Origin of the sequence: Chryseobacterium sp. SORGH_AS_0447, assembly GCF_030818695.1 — a bacterium.
In the GTDB taxonomy this organism is placed as follows: domain Bacteria; phylum Bacteroidota; class Bacteroidia; order Flavobacteriales; family Weeksellaceae; genus Chryseobacterium.
The window spans coordinates 1,359,008-1,375,217 of record NZ_JAUTAR010000001.1 but is presented as its reverse complement, the minus strand read 5'-3'; the positions used below and the strand labels follow the sequence as shown (position 1 = coordinate 1,375,217).

Genomic DNA, 16,210 nt, shown 5'->3' with positions numbered 1-16,210 from the left:
TTAGTCATTCTTAGTGCCATAAAAATACAGCGAATGGGAATCAATTTTTACACCAAATGCTTCTTCAATAGCTTCTTTAATCCCCTGGATTCTCGGGTCACAAAATTCAATGATTTCCTCAATTTCCTTATCGGAATCTTTCTTATAAATCACGAGGTGATCGTGCTGTTTATCGAAATAAGATTTCTCGTAAGATGAAGAAGTGAGCGTTTTTTCCCCGAACTGGTGCTTACGGATCAGTCCTGCATCCAGGAAAATTTCAATCGTATTGTAAATGGTTGCTTTTGAAACATGGTATTTTTTCTGCAGCATCAAAAGGTACAGATCATCCACATTGAAGTGATGATCCATACTGTAAATTTCCTCTAATATTGTATATCTTTCAGGGGTGTTCCGGAAACCTTTTTCCAGTAAATAGTTTCTAAGAACGTCCTTTATAAGTGCGATATTTTTTTCTTTCTGTATCGTATCCATCAAAAAATTTATCTACAAATTTATTGATTTTTATTTAAATACTTATGGTCGGCCAGTGTTAAAGAATTTAACTGTTGTGACGGATAAAATCGCATTGCTGGATTTTTGAATTTCCTACACAGTCTTCCGTCATAGGCGCAGATTCCACCACTACATTATGGGAAGTTACCCCCCATGCTTTGAAGTCGTCGCTTCCGATATATTTAACAAAATTATAGATATTTAAGATAATTTTCTCTTTTACTGTAAGAAGTATATCGTTGATATAGGTATTATCTATGATCACATACTTAAGATCAGGCGGAATATTATGTGCTCTCAGGGAAGGATGGCTGCTTCGGGAAGGAATCGTTCCGTCTGCCATCAGGTCTCTCAGCACCATATCGAAATAATCGTTGATTCTTCTGTCGATCTTAAAGCCCAGCATGAAATTGATTTTATAAATCGTACCCGGCAATACTTCATCTACAATGTATTTAAATGTATACGGATCTTCCTGGTTGGTGATATTCAGGATAAAATAATGGTCTGCCCTTTTCGGTTGCTTTTTGATGATGGAGTAAATAATCTTGGATTCAATTTCATCATTTCTTTTGGCACGGCTCAGGTAGGCTAAGTTCGTCGCGTATTTCGGAATGGTTTCATCCAGCTTCATATCTTTAATAATCGGAATGTATTTTTCCAATTTAATGAACTTGATGAATTTGGTCTTGATCTGTCTTCCGTTATACCACGCATACATACAGATCCCGATAGAACCGGCAAGTACAACGGTAATCCAGCCTCCTTCCAGGAATTTGATAACGTTTGCACTGAAGAAACCAAGTTCGATAGCCATATAAACCAAGGCAAAGACTAAAATGAAAAGCTTGTTTACTCTTCGCTTCAACAGCCAGTACACCAGAAGTACCGTGGTCATCAGCATGGTTACGGTAATAGATAATCCGTAAGCCGCTTCCATTTTTCCGGATTCCCTGAAGTGGAGTACCACGACGATACAGAAAAGTAAAAGCCCCCAGTTGATTCTCGGAATATACATCTGGCCTTTTACCCCTGAAGGATAATCGATTTTTTGGTTTGGCCACAAATTCAGAGACATTGCTTCTGAGAAAATGGTGAATGATCCTGTAATCAAGGCTTGGCTGGCAATAATCGCAGCTGCCGTTGCCAGAATTACTCCCGGAACTACCATCCATTCTTCCATAATCCCGAAGAAAGGATTTACGACAGAAAAACCGGGTTTATTATAATTGGTTAAAAGCCACGCTCCCTGTCCAAGATAGTTCAGAATCAGCATAATTTTTACAAATCCCCAGCTTACCCTGATATTCTTTGCCCCGCAGTGTCCCAAGTCGGAATAAAGAGCTTCCGCACCTGTTGTACAAAGGAAAACCGCCCCCAAAATCACGATCGCGCTCGGTGAGTTGACAATCAGTTTATAGGCGTAATAAGGATTAAAAGATCTTAAAATTTCAATATTCTCGCTTAGATGCGACAGTCCCAGACCACCTAATACCAGAAACCAGATCACCATGACAGGTCCGAAGAACTTACCGATAAAGCTTGTCCCGAACTGCTGAACCACGAAGATCACAATTAAGATCCCGATAGTGATAGGCACAACCGGCGTGTGCGGATTGTAGATTTCCAGACCTTCGATGGCGGACATTACCGTAAGGGAAGGCGTGATTACCCCGTCTGCAATAAGGGCTGCCGCTCCAATGATAGCAATCAGGTACAGCCAGCCTTTTTTCAGATTTTTTACAAGGGAAAATAAGGCAAGGATCCCCCCTTCTCCTTTGTTGTCTGCTCGTAAAGCAATGATCACATATTTGATGGTGGTCTGAAGGGTAAGCGTCCAAATAATACAGGACAGCGCTCCCTCGATATATTCATTGAAAGGCATTGAGCTTCCGCTTTCTCTAGCGTTTACAATGGCTTTCATTACGTAAAGCGGTGAAGTACCGATATCTCCGAAAACAATTCCAAGAGAGACTAAGATTCCAATGAAAGAAAGCTTCTTAATGTCAAAATGATGACCGCTTTCTGCAACTTCTGCCATACCAGCTAATTTAATTTTTAAAAGCGCAAATTTAAGTGAAATTTACAACCCCATGAATTTTTCTTCATGAATATAATAAATGAAAAAACTTCCTTTCGGAAGTTTTTCTCTATAATCGTTTCGTTACTTTACATACATTGCTTTTTTGATCTCCTCTTTTACTTTTTCAAGTTTTGGGAACCATTCTGCAAATAATGCGGAAGAGTAAGGAGCCGGAGCGTCAGGAGTTGTAATTCTCTTGATCGGAGCATCCAGGTAATCGAATGCTTTCTGCTGCACCATGTAGGTAATTTCAGAAGCTACGGAACCGAATGGCCATGCTTCTTCAAGAACAACCAGTCTGTTTGTCTTTTTAACGGAAGCTAAAACCGTATCGTAATCCAGAGGACGAACGGTTCTAAGATCGATTACTTCTACAGAAATCCCTTCTTTCTCCATATCTTCAGCTGCCTGAATTGCCAGTTTCATGATTTTCCCGAAAGAAACCAACGTTACATCGGTACCTTCTTTCTTGATGTCTGCCTTTCCGATCGGTAGGTAATATTCTTCTTCAGGAATTTCCATTTTGTCTCCGTACATCTGCTCAGATTCCATGAAAATCACCGGATCGTTATCCTGGATCGCAGTTTTCAATAATCCTTTCGCATCGTAAGGGTTTGAAGGAACCACAACTTTAAGTCCCGGAATATTTGCAAACCAGTTTTCGAAAGCCTGGGAATGGGTAGCTCCCAACTGACCTGCAGATGCCGTAGGACCACGGAAAACGATAGGACAATTCCACTGTCCGCCGCTCATCTGACGGATCTTTGCGGCGTTATTGATAATCTGATCAATACCCACCAGCGAGAAGTTGAAGGTCATATACTCTACAATTGGTCTGTTACCGTTCATCGCAGCACCTACAGCAATCCCTGTAAAACCAAGCTCAGCGATAGGGGTATCGATTACTCTTTTAGGACCAAATTCATCAAGCATTCCTTTTGAAGCTTTATATGCACCGTTGTATTCTGCAACTTCCTCCCCCATTAAAAAGATAGATTCGTCTTTACGCATTTCCTCGCTCATTGCCTGTGCAATTACCTCACGAAAAGTATATTCTGCCATATTTATTTGAAAAATTTAGAGTACAAAAGTAGTGTTTTTTTATTATTTACATAAAAAAAACGACATTTCATTTGTTGAAATGCCGTCTATTAATTTTAATTAATCCTGATCAGGTTAATTCACTTTCTGCCAAGTCTGCGTTCTGCCAAAAGCAGAGATCCCCAAATACCCTCGTACGTTTAGCTTATCGCCTTCTCTTTTGATGGTACACTTATAGGTTTTACCGGTTTTAGGATCGGTAATGGTTCCGTCTGTAAATTCGTTACCGTCTTTTTTCAGTCCTCTGATGATCTCCAGTCCCAGAATCGGCTTGTTTTTACGGTCATCTTTACATTCCGTACAGTTCGGATTGGCCGGCTTGATCAGAAGCTGGTACACTTTCCCGTAATACTGATCTCCTCTTTTATAGATTTCCACAATCGATTTTGCCTGTTTTGTTTCGTCATCTATGGTTTTCCATTTTCCCTCGATCTGTGCAAAGGTCATTACGCCGAATAGCGACAGTACGAAGGTTAACAACAATTTTTTCATATTCTTATCTTTTAAATTTTAGTACAGTAATTTTTTACTTTTATATATTGCTAAAAATATAAATTAATTTTAAAACCGCAAAAAATTTTATTATACCCAGCATATATTACAAAGGATATTCCAAAAAAATAAGAATACCTCTATTATTTATTTAATTTAGTTTTCTGTTGATTACCCGGTCCATATAATCCTGGAACCAGGCTTTTGCTATTTTCTTACCTCTTGCTACCTCTTCATTTTCTTTCGATGAGGACATCAGATTTTTTTCCAGTCCGAGGTCATTCTTATCAAAAATGCCTACAATTTCCTTTCCGTCAAAACGGTAAATGTAATTTCCGATAATGAACTGTTCTACCGTTCCGTCGGAATTGGCAATAATTGGCTGATACTGCTTCTCGCTCACCAGGCTTCTTCCCCAGCTTCTGATTTTCTTATTGTAGCCGATTAAATCGGCCAGTGTCGGATAAATATCGATCTGTTGCGCCAGTTCAGGATTTACACCTTTTAAATGATATTCAGGATTCGGAGAATACAAAATAAGGGGAACGGCAAAGCGGTTCATGGCTTTTTCATATTCCGGATAATACATTTCATTGGTATGGTCGCCGGTAAATACAAAAATCGTGTTATGATACCACGGCTGTTTTTTTGCCGTTTCGAAATATTTTTTAATCGCATAGTCGGTGTACTCGATCGGCTCGTGCATTACAATTTTCCCTTTTTTAAATTTCCCTTTGTATTTTTCAGGGATTTTAAAAGGATGATGGGAAGAAGCAGTAAATACCGTTGCCATAAAAGGCTGTTTTTTCCCGACATTTCTGGCAAAATACTGCAGGAACGGCTCATCCCAGATCGCCCAGATCCCATCGAAATCCTGGTCGTTGTTGTATTCCGTTTTTCCGAAATAATGCTTAAACCCCAGGATATTCCCGAAGCCCAGGAAGCCCATGGAACCATTCGGAGCCCCATGATAGAAAGACGTATCGTAGCCCATATCGTTGCACACCGAAACAATCGACTGGATTTTCTGGTTGGAATACGGTGAGCTGGTAAACGCATCGGTAAGGCTTGGTATCCCGGCCAGCACGGAGCTCATGCCGTGGATCGACTGTCTTCCGTTGGCAAAAGTATTTGGGAAAATAAGGCTTTCGCTGGCCAGACTGTCGATAAACGGGGTATAAGAAACGTAATCTTTTATATTTTTATCTTTATTAAACGCTCCTGAATATTCCCTTCCGAAGGATTCCACGATAAAAATAACAATATTGGGTTTGGAAACGACGTTCCGCTGGTATACTTTGTAAGGATGTATATTTTCATCTATGAATTTCTGATCTACGAAATGAACTTCTTTAAAATTATTCGTATTTAAAGTCCGGAAAAATGAAAAGGTACTGTTTAAAACGACATTTCCCTGCGAAGGCAGCCTGACAAACCGGTTGGCATCCACCAGATTGATGGGCCTTGTACTGTGCTTGAAATCTCCCCGGATTCCGCCAACAGCCAGAACCGCCGTGAGACAGAGCACCAAAACCGACCAGATAAAGTACGGCACAAGCTTAACGGGCTTCCGCTCATTGACTCTTACTTTTTTATACAGAAAAACCCATAACGCCATTAACAACACAAACCACAACAGGATAAAAGGGTTCTGAATAATGGAGGCCGTAAAAACCCGGAACATATTGTCTTCATGTTTCGCTACCTGCATGGCCGCCGAAGTCAGCCTCATCTGGGAAAATTTGAAATACACAAAATCCCCGAAATTCATGGCATAGGTAATTCCGTTGGTGATAAAATACAGCCAAAACAGGAATTTCTGATATCCTTTTTTTGTATTAACAACAATCGGAATGAGGCTGAGAAAGATAAAAAGAGCATTAACATATAAAATGGCCGTCGTATCAAAAGCAATCCCGTGATACGCCAGGCTGAAATATTCTGAAACGGAATCTATTTTGATCAGTCCTCTGTTGAAAAACCAAAAAAGGAATCTCGCCATCTGGTAGAAGAAATAAGCCAGAAAGATTCTGTACAACAGCACCAGAACCTCCTGTTTTCTAAATTCTTTAAAAAATTTCATGGTGCAAATTTACATCAAATAATGAAACAATTTAATAATGTAGCAGTGTAGCAATATAATAGTGTAGCAATGTTATAATGTAACGAAATACCTGCTGACTTCAATAATTAATACATTATCAGATTACTGTACTGCCGTTAGATCAAAAGATGGTTATATTGTTACATGGTTAGACTGATACATTGTGCTCTTGTTCCGCTGATAAATTAATTAATTGTTTTAATTTTGTATTTATGAATTTTATCAAAAACAATCTGGCCAACGCCATTACTCTAGGGAATCTGTTTTCCGGATGTGTAGGCGCGATCCATCTTATCCTGGGCGATTATCAGACCACAGCCATCTGCATCCTGTTTTCATTGGTTCTTGATTTTTTTGACGGTTTTGTAGCACGGGCTCTGAAGGCCAATTCCAATCTGGGAACACAGCTGGATTCTCTGGCGGATATGGTGAGCTTCGGGCTGGTTCCGGGTTTGACGATGTTTAAAATGCTTGAACCTTTCAGTACCGATGTACTTGGCTTCTCATTGCCTTTTGAGATAAAATATTTCGGATTGTTAATTACCCTGTTTTCCTGTTTGAGGCTGGCTATTTTCAATCTGGATGAAGAACAGAAATATTATTTTAAAGGATTGAATACGCCGAGCAATACGATTTTGATTTTCGGGCTGTATTATGCTTTTAAAGAAAATCAGAGCTTTCCTTTTCTATTGAACAATGAATTGTTTCTTATTATTTCAACCGTCTTTTCATCATGGCTTTTAATTTCGCCTTTGAAAATGATCGCCATGAAATTCAAATCGATGAAGTTGGAGGATAATTATCCGAAGATAGCTCTATTGGTCGGAGCTGTTCTTATTTTACTTATCTTTAAAACGGTCGGAATTCCTTTAGTCATCATTTATTATATCCTGATTTCTCTGATCTTTCAGAAACAATTAAAGTAAAATGATAGAAGACAGAAATTCTGTTCTCAAATTGAAATATTCTAAAATTAAAAAATAAACATAGGCGCGAAAGCAACCCGCCATTAGCTAAAAGCAAATTAAAATGAATTTAAAATTACATAAACCGCTTTGCATATTCGACTTAGAAACGACAGGAACCAACATCGGGAGAGACCGGATCGTGGAAATCTGTATCCTAAAAGTAAATCCTGACGCTTCCAGGGAGAGCAAGACCTGGAGGGTAAATCCTGAAACGCCGATCCCGAAAGAATGCAGTGAAATCCACGGGATTTACGACGAGGATGTAAAAGATGCGCCAACCTTCAAAGAAATCGCTCCGAAAATTATGGAGATGCTTGCCGGAAGTGATCTTGGCGGCTTTAACTCCAACCGTTTCGATGTTCCTCTATTGGCTGAAGAACTGCTGCGGGTAGGAATCGATTTTGATCTGAGCAAATTCAGACTGGTGGATGCCCAGACGATTTTCCATAAAAAAGAACCGAGAAACCTGAGTGCCGCGTACCAGTTCTATTGCGGAAAAACATTGGAAAACGCACACTCTGCGGAAGCCGATGTGATGGCTACTTTTGAAGTATTGGACGCGCAGGTCGGAAAATATGACGATATCCCGAATGAAATCGGTCCGCTTAGTGAATTTACCTTCCACAACAAACACGCAGACCTTGCCGGATTTATCGGGTACAACGAAAAACTGGAGGAAGTATTCAACTTCGGGAAGTATAAAGGGCAATGTGTAAAAGTTGTCTTCAAGAAAGATCTTGGATATTTCGGGTGGCTTCAGAATGCCGAATTCCCATTGTATACGAAGAAGGTATTTACTAAAATTCAGTTATCCAGCAGATTCTAAAATGAGCGAGCTTGTAAAATTCAAATTCTACGAAACGGCGCTTCAGGCGAACCGTGACAAACAGATCCTGGCGGAAAGCGGCATCAACAGTTTTATTGCGAACGAGCAGCTGATCCAGTCGGACTGGCTCCTGTCTCAGGCGGTTGGGGGTATCCAGCTGCAGGTATTTGAGGAAGACCTTGAAAAAGCCCATCAGGCTTTGCTGGACTATAAAGAAAATGAAGAATTTCCGCTGGAAGTAGAGCATACCATCGAAAACCCGCCTTTTGATTTTGTATGCCCGAAATGCGGTTCCAACCATATTTACCGGGACGACAGTGCCACCAGCTTTTTCGGGATTTCAATCCTGACGAGCCATAAGTTTGTATGCTATTACTGCGGGAATGAGTTTACGCACTGACGATGAACGAGCTTTTCAACTTTTCACTATTGGTATTTGTCACGGGCATTTTTGCTTTTTTTATAAAAAGAATTCCTAAGCAGCCTCATTATAAAGCAGCCAGGCTATTTTTGATTTCAGGGCTTATCCTGTATTCTTTTTATATGATTGAATTTCTAGGAATTGCACATTTTTACGGAGTCTGGACCCAGAATTTTTTATACGGGTTCTCTCTGAGCTGCCTGTTGCTGGCCATGAAATTCGGCATCAGAAATCCGGGATTGCTGATCATCAATCTATTTTCTTTTGTCTTTAATATCCCGGTTATACACCAGTTTATTTTAATCATTATCGGATTGTTAGGAATAAAAGCTTATCATATCCCATCCGTGATCAGAGAAAAGGAAAATTACAGAATTGAAAGCGAATATCATTCGTCCGGAATGACGAAAGCCCAGGATATTTATTTTGTACGGAAAAAATTTCCATTTGAAGAGAAAGAAGAATTGTTCTCTATTCCGGATAAAAAATATCTTGATAGTATAACATTCAAACAAGACCACCAATTTTTACATATCCGGTATATGGGCAACGAAAAATTATCCATCGATACAACATTTAATATTAAATAAATTATGAAAATCATCTGCATAGGAAGAAATTACAGCGAACATGCCAAAGAACTGGGCAATGAGATCCCGGAAAGGCCCGTGATCTTTATCAAGCCGGACACTGCAGTGCTGAAAGGAAACGATTTTTATATTCCCGAGTTTTCGGAAGATGTCCATTACGAACTGGAAGTTGTCGTGAAAATTTCAAAAGGCGGAAAATACATCCAGAAGGAAACCGCTCACAAGCATTATGACGAAATCGGTCTGGGAATCGATTTTACGGCAAGGGATCTTCAGAGCGACCTGAAATCGAAAGGGCTGCCGTGGGAACTGGCCAAAGGGTTTGACGGATCTGCCGTGGTAGGAAACTTTTTTAAGAAAGAGAATTTCAGCCTCGAAGCTTTATCGTTTTCATTACTCAAGAATAAGGAGAAGGTGCAGGACGGTAATACGAAAGACATGATGTTTACCATCGATGATATTATTGCGTTTGTTTCCCAGTATTTTACCCTGAGGGTGGGAGATCTTATCTTCACGGGAACGCCGAAAGGGGTAGGTAAAGTGGAGGAAAATGATATTCTGGAAGCGTATCTTGAAAACGAAAAAGTGCTCGACATCCGAATATTGTAGGCATTTTGTGGGGTCGTTTGGCATAATTTTCCTATCTTTAATAGACAAAATTAAAGATCATGGTAAATATAGTATTACCCGTAGATTTTGGGGAAAAGACCGATCAGCTTTTAGAAGGAGCCGTACGATTTGCTAAGCAGATCAACGGCAGGATTTATCTTATTCACGTGGCGCCTTCCGATATCGGTTTTGCCATCGGCGATATGGGCTTCCAGTACTTTCCGGAAGTGGAAGAAAATGAAATCCGTGAAGAGCTGGTGCAGCTGAACAAACTTCAGCAGAAAATCCTGGCTCATGGCGTAGACTGCGAACATATTCTGAAGCAGGGCTTGGCAAAAGATATTATTCTGGAACACGCTAAGGATAAGATGGCCGATTTTATTGTGATGGGGTCACATGGAAGAAGCGGCATCTATGATGTTTTTGTGGGAAGCCTGACAAAAGGCATTACAAAGGATTCCGATATCCCGGTGTTGGTACTTCCAATCCATGAAAAAAGTGAAAATTAAATTTTAATCGTTAATAAAAAAGCCGATCAGATATAAAATCCGATCGGCTTTTTACTATATAACCAATTAATTAACCTTCATTTTTGTAGATCGTCGGATCGTAGTAAGGATGCTTACCTTCCGTTGGAGAATAGTAGTCTTTATCTTTATTGTTCCCTAACGTGGATACTAAAACGTAGCACCAGTACGTGAACATTACGCAGCAAACGATAAACAGAATCCAGTTCAGAACATTACCGAAAGCATCAAAGAAACCGAAAGACCATTTGAAAACTTTGCTTAAGAATAGAAAGAAAGACGTCATTATTTTCCTTTTTTAAATTAACTTTGTACAAATTTATAAAAAATGTTTAAATTACTTTCAAAAGAAAGCAATATTTTTTCAATTCCTGTGTACATCGGGTTTCTTCTTTTAATCGTAATAACTTTTAATTTATTGAATTTCAACACCTATGAGGCGATTATTGCCGGGATTACTTTTCTGGGAATTGCTTTAGGATATTTCTGTTTCCACAGCATTGCCCTGAATTACCAGACCCACCTGCCTCTGTTTTTATATACTTTCTTTATTTCCGGTCTGTATCCCGGACATCTGGACATCGGGATTGCCGTTTCCCTGCTTACCAACTCTTTTCTTCTCCTGCTGCTCACAAGCACAAACGAAGATATCAGAAAGAGATCATACGTGCTGGTAGGTTCGATCGTTGCCCTCAATTTTATTTTCCTTCCGACAACCTGGCCTATGGCGGTTTTTGTGATCATTCACGTGATTGCCACTTCGGAAAGGATCGGATTAAATATCTTCCGCTTCCTGCTGGGGATTATCCTAATTGTATTCAGCTATTTCTCGGTGATGTTCTTCTTTGGTTTCACAAGCTGGAATATCGATTATTTCCCTTTCGGAAAGCTGAAACCGGCTGAAGACTACAAAGAGCTGATCCCTCTGATCCCAGTGATGCTGATGCTGATCTACGCGATCTACGACCACTTTAGAAATTACAACAAAAAGAGCCCGATAAGCCGCTACAAATATACCTTCCTCCTGGTATTCTCCGTAGCACAGCTGATCACGATTGTTCTTTATATGAATAAAAGTTACGAATATTTACTGCTTCTGGCTTTCCCCTCGACGATTATCATTAGCCGGATGCTGAGGTTCCTGCCGAAATACTGGATGCAGGAAGTGAGCCTGTGGCTAATAATTTTCAGCTTATCCGGTTTTAAAGCCGGAACGTATTTTAACTTATTTTAAAAGATTATGATTCAGATAGACGATAAATTGATCTCCGAGGATATTTTTTCCGAAGAGTTTGTTTGCAACCTTTCGAAATGTAAAGGGGCATGTTGTGTGGAAGGAGATGTAGGTGCTCCTTTAGATAAAAGTGAACTGGAAATTTTAGACAACATTTTTGATAAAATCAAACCTTACCTTACCCAGGAAGGCATCAGATCCATCGAACAGATCGGAACCTGGACCACCGATCCGATGGACGGAATGTACGTGACCCCCATGGTTGAAAACCGGGAGTGCGCCTACGTAACTTTCGATGAAAACGGAATTACGAAATGCGGGATTGAAAAAGCGTATGAAGACGGCGCGGTAGACTGGCAAAAGCCGATTTCCTGCCACCTCTACCCGATCCGGGTAACGGAATACTCCACTTTTAAAGCATTGAATTATGATGTATGGAAGATCTGCAGCGATGCCTGTGCGCTGGGCAAAGAATTGCAGGTTCCCGTTTACAAATTCCTGAAAACCCCGTTGATCCGTAAATACGGAGAAGATTTTTACGATACTTTAAGCGAAGTAGCTGAGGAGTGGAAGAAGGAGTATGGAGCTTAGTTGAGTTTGAGGGGTTTGGAGTTGGAGCGTTTAGAGTATTTGCTAGTATTATTTAAGTGCTGCCCGGATTCTAATACAGACGGCATTATATAAAACAAAACCGTCCCGTAAAATTACAGGACGGTTTTTCTTTGAATTTATATCGGATATCAATTATTTAAATTAATTCGCTGCGCCGGTTTTTATTACTGCAGTTTCTGCTTTTGTTTCCGGTTTCTTGGTATTTTCCCAGCCGTCTTCCGGCATCAGTGTTGCAACGATCCTGCCTTTGGTAAGGTATTTTTTGGCAACGTCCTGAAGGTCTTTTACCGTAAGTGCCTTCACTTTTTCCTGATAGTTTAGGATTTCGTACTTATCGGTACCGTCGAACTGGTTTTTGGTAAGATTGCTCATCCAGAACATATTGTCTTTGATCTGGGTATTGTAATCGTTCATTTCTCCTTCTTTATACTTATCCAGATCTTTCTGTTCCGGGCCTTTATCAATTAATTTCTGAAGTTCCGCAATCGCACTTTTGGTCAGTTTATCCACATTTTCCGGTCCGCAAGGAAAATTGATGCTGAAATTATAGCTTCCGAAAGGTACTTTGTACATTCCTCCCCGGGCACCTCCGCCATAGATCCCGCTCTCATCTTCTCTCAACTTTTCAATTACCTTAATGGTGGCTACTTCGCCTAATGCTTCCATAGCCAGAGCTTCTTTCTCATTATAAGGTGCTTCTCCGCTGTAGGAAATGGTAACCATGCTTTTAGGATCTTTTCCTTTTTTGTAAACCTTTGTATAATCACCGGTCATCTGCCTGTATCCGGTATCCTTGAAATTAGTGGTTTTTCCAGTGGACGGAAGGCTTGCGATATATTGCAATACTTCATTCTTAAGTTTGGCTTCATCAATGTTTCCGATAAAGTAGAAATGGAAGTTTCCGGCGTTGGCAAATTTTTCCTTATAGATGTCGTAAGCTTTTTTATAATCCGTATTGGCCCAGTCTTTTTGCATCGGGATAACACCGATGAACCTCGGGTTCTTCTGATTCATGAATTTGGCATGCTCACTGGAAAAATAAAATTGCGGGTTTGAAAGCAGATTGTCCAGCATCGCAGACTGTTTTGTTTTATAAGCATTGAAAGCATCCTGATTGTAGTTCAATCCTGTGAAGTAAGCATACATCAGCTCCATGGCCGTTCCCAAATCTTTCTGGTTCGTTCTTCCTGAAATTCCTTCATAATATGGACCTATCATTGCGTTTACATTTGCCTGCTTTCCTGCCAGGTAATTGGTAAGATCAGCTTTTGTGAAGCCATTTACCCCTGCTTCGGGCAATGCGGGGAAGGCAAACTGTGTTTTATTGAAATCCACATCATTGATTAGGGAACTTCCACCCATACTTCTTGCTGAGAATACAATTTCGTCATCTTTGAAGTCTGTTTTCTTAAAGGTCACTTTTGCTCCGTTGCCTAAGGTCCAGGTTGTTGTTCCTAATTTTGCATCCGTCTCGGTTTTAGCGATTTTACCTTCCGATTTAAAGGGCTTCACCAGGTTTTTAATAGTGGCTTTTTCCTGATACGGTTTTAGGTCAGCGATTTTTACCGCATCAAAAGTATTCATGACCATGGCTTCGGTCGGCATCTGCACATTGTCTTTTTTAGGACCGGTGATTACCACTACCCTGCTGTCGTCTTTTACAAATTTTTTGATGACTTCATTGGTCTGCGCAAGGGTTACCGAAGGAAGAAATTTTTTGGTATCTTCATATTCCCAGGCAATTCCCGGCATCGGCTCATGTTCGAGGAAATTCCTTACATATTCATCTACCAGCTCATCGCTTTCCGTTTTGTCACGGTTGTTATAGGTTCTTTCGATATTGGACATTACCTGCGCTTTAGCGCGATCCAGTTCCGTTTGGGTAAATCCGAATCTTTTTGCTCTTTCCACTTCCTCTAAAAGGACCTTCAGGGCACTCAGCTGGTTTCCGTCTTTTACCATCGCAAATCCTTGGAATGCTTCTTTGCTTCTGGCATAGGTTCCGCCGTGGTAAACCGATCCGTAAGTAAAGGGAGGATTGTTGGAGTTGACAAGTTCACCCAGCCTATTGTTCAGCATCGTAGAGGTAATCTGCTCTATAAGGCTTTGGTTATACTGCTCCACGGTAACGTCCGGCTGATAGGCATCAGCATCTTTCATAATAAACTGTACCATCGATCTCGTCGCATCGGGATCCGTTTCAATAGCTACCAATGTTTCCTTATGGTTCGGAAGATCGAATACTTTTCTTTCCTTCGGCGTTGCAGGATTTTTGTATTTGCCGAAATTGTCTTTGATTTTCTTTTCTACTTCGTCCACATTGATGTCCCCTACTACAACGATGGCCATAAGATCCGGTCTGTACCAATCTTTGTGGAACTGTCTGATCACATCAGGGCTGAAGTTTTCCAGCACTTCTTTTTTACCGATCGGCAGCCGGTTGGCATACTGAGAATTATACAACAATTTCGGAAGGTATTTATCTGACATTCTTTTATCCGCTCCCAGACCGAGCCTGAGTTCTTCCAGTACGACTCCTCTTTCCTTATTGATCTGTTCGTCTGAAAGGGTAGCATTAAAAGCCCAGTCCTCCATTACTTTAAGTCCGGCATCCAGATTACCAGGCTTATCCAGCGGCACAGGAAGCATATAAACCGTTTCGTCGAAACTGGTATATGCATTTAAGTGCTGTCCGAATTTTACACCGATCGACTGTAAGAAATCCACCAATTTGTTGTCGGGAAAATTCTTGGTACCGTTGAAATTCATGTGTTCCATGAAGTGAGCCAGCCCGCGCTGGTTTTCATCTTCGAGGATGGATCCGGCATTGATAGCCAGACGAAAATCCACCTTCTTTTCGGGTAATGTGTTTTTTTTGATATAATACTTCATTCCATTGGAAAGCGTACCGGTTCGTACAGAAGCATCCGTAGGAATATTCTGAGCAAAAACATTTGCAGACATCAGGAAGACCACGGCAAATGACGAAAACATTTTTTTCATAGCTTGTTTTTTGATTATTAATTTTGTTCAAAAGTATAAATTATTCACTTAATAATGAAATAAAAGACATGTTATTATCAGTTAATATTTTATAAATTATCATTAAAATAAACAGACTGATTAAATAGGTATCAATGAAACCAAAAGAAATTGGACTTTTTCATTCGGTAATTATTTTTTTTCATCATTTGTATTATTTTGTGTGTTTTTATCTCGACAAAAATAGATGATTTCCAAAAACAAAATATAAATATTTAGTTAAAATTAAGTTAATATAATAAACTCAATAAAAAAACCGGGATAAACCCGGTTATATTATGTTAAATCTATATTTTTTTATTTAAAATCAGCATCAGAAACTCCTGAATTAAGAATTACTTTCGTTGTTTTAATAGTAACTTGCTGTCCGTTTCCTTCTGCGTTGATTTCTTCTGGGAACTTAATCCCGTCTACAGTCATATAACTTTTTATAATCGCATTTCCTTCTTTCGATATTGATTTATATAATAAGCCTGTAGCAGTATCAAAGTAAAATTTACCTTTGTCAGAACTCAGAACGTTATAATCTTTACCGTCCAGCTTTTCAACGGTTACTGTTGAATAGTTCGCCGCATCATAAGCCAATGCATCGATGGCCTTTCCTTTTTTCAGTTCCGCAAGTCTATCCGCAGAAATTTCGGTTTTTTGACCCATTTGCTGAAAGTAGCCTTTCTCACCGTCAAAAAGCTGGGAAGCAGCGACCTGGCCCATAAAAGACTGTTCAGATTTGAATTTATTACCCATTTTCTTTGCTGTCATTTTGATTTCGCCCGGTACGGCACTGCCGGTAATCGTATTTTCAACTATTACGGTACGGACAGCTTCCAATTTATCTTTTCCACCCAATGCTTTCAGGTAGTTGTCTATCACTTCTTTCGGTGTAAGTTTCGATTTTACAGCTTCCGTCTTAGCGGTTGCCGTAGTAGTAGTTTGTGCCGCTACGGAGGTAGAGAAGAGTATAGCGCAAAAAAACGGAATGATGATCTTTTTCATAAATTAAGTTTAGATTGTAAATATATGGATATTAAGTGAACAAGAGCTGAACGTCACCAATAAAAAAACCACCGCTTCAACGGTGGTTTTCAAATATTTATTGTATAAATAAA

At 39.9% G+C, this 16,210-nt stretch carries 16 protein-coding genes; 8 read left to right on the top strand and 8 right to left on the bottom strand.

All coding sequences use genetic code 11. From position 1 onward, the window contains the following. The 5 genes from QE422_RS06465 to QE422_RS06445 form a co-directional block, all read right to left on the bottom strand. Complete coding sequence (locus QE422_RS06465) at nucleotides 1-474, bottom strand: Fur family transcriptional regulator (protein WP_029294631.1); 474 nt, start codon at nucleotides 472-474, stop codon at nucleotides 1-3. 67 nt (nucleotides 475-541) lie between these two features. Continuing rightward, nucleotides 542-2,536, bottom strand: a complete 1,995-nt coding sequence (locus QE422_RS06460; RefSeq protein ID WP_307456059.1) for a KUP/HAK/KT family potassium transporter — start codon at nucleotides 2,534-2,536, stop codon at nucleotides 542-544. A 123-nt stretch (nucleotides 2,537-2,659) separates the two neighbouring features. Continuing rightward, nucleotides 2,660-3,640, bottom strand: coding sequence for a pyruvate dehydrogenase complex E1 component subunit beta (locus QE422_RS06455; protein WP_307456057.1), 981 nt, complete (start codon nucleotides 3,638-3,640; stop codon nucleotides 2,660-2,662). 114 nt (nucleotides 3,641-3,754) lie between these two features. After that, the gene (locus QE422_RS06450) at nucleotides 3,755-4,171 is read right to left on the bottom strand and encodes a DUF2147 domain-containing protein (RefSeq protein ID WP_307456055.1); all 417 of its coding nucleotides are present in this window, start codon (nucleotides 4,169-4,171) and stop codon (nucleotides 3,755-3,757) included. 151 nt (nucleotides 4,172-4,322) lie between these two features. Continuing rightward, nucleotides 4,323-6,254 carry an LTA synthase family protein gene (locus QE422_RS06445; RefSeq protein WP_307456054.1) on the bottom strand — a complete coding sequence of 644 codons (1,932 nt, stop codon included), beginning with the start codon at nucleotides 6,252-6,254 and terminating at the stop codon, nucleotides 4,323-4,325. Nucleotides 6,255-6,487: 233 nt separating this feature from the next. Here QE422_RS06445 and QE422_RS06440 point away from each other — a divergent pair, with 233 nt between their 5' ends. The 6 genes from QE422_RS06440 (at nucleotide 6,488) to QE422_RS06415 (ending at nucleotide 10,198) form a co-directional block, all read left to right on the top strand. Further along, complete coding sequence (locus QE422_RS06440) at nucleotides 6,488-7,201, top strand: phosphatidylcholine/phosphatidylserine synthase (RefSeq protein WP_307456052.1); 714 nt, start codon at nucleotides 6,488-6,490, stop codon at nucleotides 7,199-7,201. A gap of 103 nt (nucleotides 7,202-7,304) precedes the next feature. After that, nucleotides 7,305-8,069 (top strand): 3'-5' exonuclease, encoded by a 765-nt coding sequence (locus tag QE422_RS06435; RefSeq protein WP_307456050.1) that lies wholly within the window; start codon nucleotides 7,305-7,307, stop codon nucleotides 8,067-8,069. Nucleotide 8,070: 1 nt separating this feature from the next. After that, complete coding sequence (locus QE422_RS06430) at nucleotides 8,071-8,469, top strand: hypothetical protein (RefSeq protein WP_294300140.1); 399 nt, start codon at nucleotides 8,071-8,073, stop codon at nucleotides 8,467-8,469. Between the two features lie 143 nt (nucleotides 8,470-8,612). Further along, complete coding sequence (locus tag QE422_RS06425; protein WP_307456049.1) at nucleotides 8,613-9,080, top strand: hypothetical protein; 468 nt, start codon at nucleotides 8,613-8,615, stop codon at nucleotides 9,078-9,080. 3 nt (nucleotides 9,081-9,083) lie between these two features. Beyond that, nucleotides 9,084-9,689: a fumarylacetoacetate hydrolase family protein gene (locus tag QE422_RS06420; protein ID WP_307456047.1), complete on the top strand. Its 606-nt coding sequence runs from the start codon at nucleotides 9,084-9,086 to the stop codon at nucleotides 9,687-9,689. Between the two features lie 59 nt (nucleotides 9,690-9,748). Beyond that, entirely contained in the window at nucleotides 9,749-10,198 is a 450-nt protein-coding gene (locus tag QE422_RS06415; protein ID WP_307456045.1) for a universal stress protein, read from the top strand. A gap of 70 nt (nucleotides 10,199-10,268) precedes the next feature. On the opposite strand, the gene QE422_RS06410 is transcribed toward QE422_RS06415, so the two are convergent. Beyond that, a complete protein-coding gene (locus QE422_RS06410) occupies nucleotides 10,269-10,502 on the bottom strand; it encodes a hypothetical protein (protein ID WP_294287079.1) in 234 nt (77 codons plus the stop codon). Nucleotides 10,503-10,544: 42 nt separating this feature from the next. Here QE422_RS06410 and QE422_RS06405 point away from each other — a divergent pair, with 42 nt between their 5' ends. Together QE422_RS06405 and QE422_RS06400 are read left to right on the top strand one after the other, a co-directional pair. Then, the gene (locus QE422_RS06405) at nucleotides 10,545-11,450 is read left to right on the top strand and encodes a DUF6427 family protein (protein ID WP_307456042.1); all 906 of its coding nucleotides are present in this window, start codon (nucleotides 10,545-10,547) and stop codon (nucleotides 11,448-11,450) included. Between the two features lie 6 nt (nucleotides 11,451-11,456). Further along, nucleotides 11,457-12,041, top strand: coding sequence for a DUF3109 family protein (locus tag QE422_RS06400; RefSeq protein ID WP_307456040.1), 585 nt, complete (start codon nucleotides 11,457-11,459; stop codon nucleotides 12,039-12,041). Nucleotides 12,042-12,203: 162 nt separating this feature from the next. On the opposite strand, the gene QE422_RS06395 is transcribed toward QE422_RS06400, so the two are convergent. Together QE422_RS06395 and QE422_RS06390 are read right to left on the bottom strand one after the other, a co-directional pair. Beyond that, complete coding sequence (locus QE422_RS06395) at nucleotides 12,204-15,065, bottom strand: pitrilysin family protein (RefSeq protein WP_307456038.1); 2,862 nt, start codon at nucleotides 15,063-15,065, stop codon at nucleotides 12,204-12,206. 336 nt (nucleotides 15,066-15,401) lie between these two features. Further along, a complete protein-coding gene (locus QE422_RS06390) occupies nucleotides 15,402-16,097 on the bottom strand; it encodes a hypothetical protein (protein WP_307456036.1) in 696 nt (231 codons plus the stop codon). Between the last annotated feature and the right edge of the window lie 113 nt (nucleotides 16,098-16,210).

Bases quoted from the DNA above. Each gene is read 5' to 3' on its own strand.
- QE422_RS06410 (WP_294287079.1), bottom strand. From the start codon at position 10,502: ATGACGTCTTTCTTTCTATTCTTAAGCAAAGTTTTCAAATGGTCTTTC.
- QE422_RS06390 (WP_307456036.1), bottom strand. From the start codon at position 16,097: ATGAAAAAGATCATCATTCCGTTTTTTTGCGCTATACTCTTCTCTACC.
- QE422_RS06430 (WP_294300140.1), top strand. From the start codon at position 8,071: ATGAGCGAGCTTGTAAAATTCAAATTCTACGAAACGGCGCTTCAGGCG.
- QE422_RS06450 (WP_307456055.1), bottom strand. From the start codon at position 4,171: ATGAAAAAATTGTTGTTAACCTTCGTACTGTCGCTATTCGGCGTAATG.
- QE422_RS06425 (WP_307456049.1), top strand. From the start codon at position 8,613: ATGATTGAATTTCTAGGAATTGCACATTTTTACGGAGTCTGGACCCAG.
- QE422_RS06435 (WP_307456050.1), top strand. From the start codon at position 7,305: ATGAATTTAAAATTACATAAACCGCTTTGCATATTCGACTTAGAAACG.
- QE422_RS06420 (WP_307456047.1), top strand. From the start codon at position 9,084: ATGAAAATCATCTGCATAGGAAGAAATTACAGCGAACATGCCAAAGAA.
- QE422_RS06400 (WP_307456040.1), top strand. From the start codon at position 11,457: ATGATTCAGATAGACGATAAATTGATCTCCGAGGATATTTTTTCCGAA.
- QE422_RS06445 (WP_307456054.1), bottom strand. From the start codon at position 6,254: ATGAAATTTTTTAAAGAATTTAGAAAACAGGAGGTTCTGGTGCTGTTG.
- QE422_RS06465 (WP_029294631.1), bottom strand. From the start codon at position 474: ATGGATACGATACAGAAAGAAAAAAATATCGCACTTATAAAGGACGTT.
- QE422_RS06460 (WP_307456059.1), bottom strand. From the start codon at position 2,536: ATGGCAGAAGTTGCAGAAAGCGGTCATCATTTTGACATTAAGAAGCTT.
- QE422_RS06395 (WP_307456038.1), bottom strand. From the start codon at position 15,065: ATGAAAAAAATGTTTTCGTCATTTGCCGTGGTCTTCCTGATGTCTGCA.
- QE422_RS06405 (WP_307456042.1), top strand. From the start codon at position 10,545: ATGTTTAAATTACTTTCAAAAGAAAGCAATATTTTTTCAATTCCTGTG.
- QE422_RS06455 (WP_307456057.1), bottom strand. From the start codon at position 3,640: ATGGCAGAATATACTTTTCGTGAGGTAATTGCACAGGCAATGAGCGAG.
- QE422_RS06440 (WP_307456052.1), top strand. From the start codon at position 6,488: ATGAATTTTATCAAAAACAATCTGGCCAACGCCATTACTCTAGGGAAT.
- QE422_RS06415 (WP_307456045.1), top strand. From the start codon at position 9,749: ATGGTAAATATAGTATTACCCGTAGATTTTGGGGAAAAGACCGATCAG.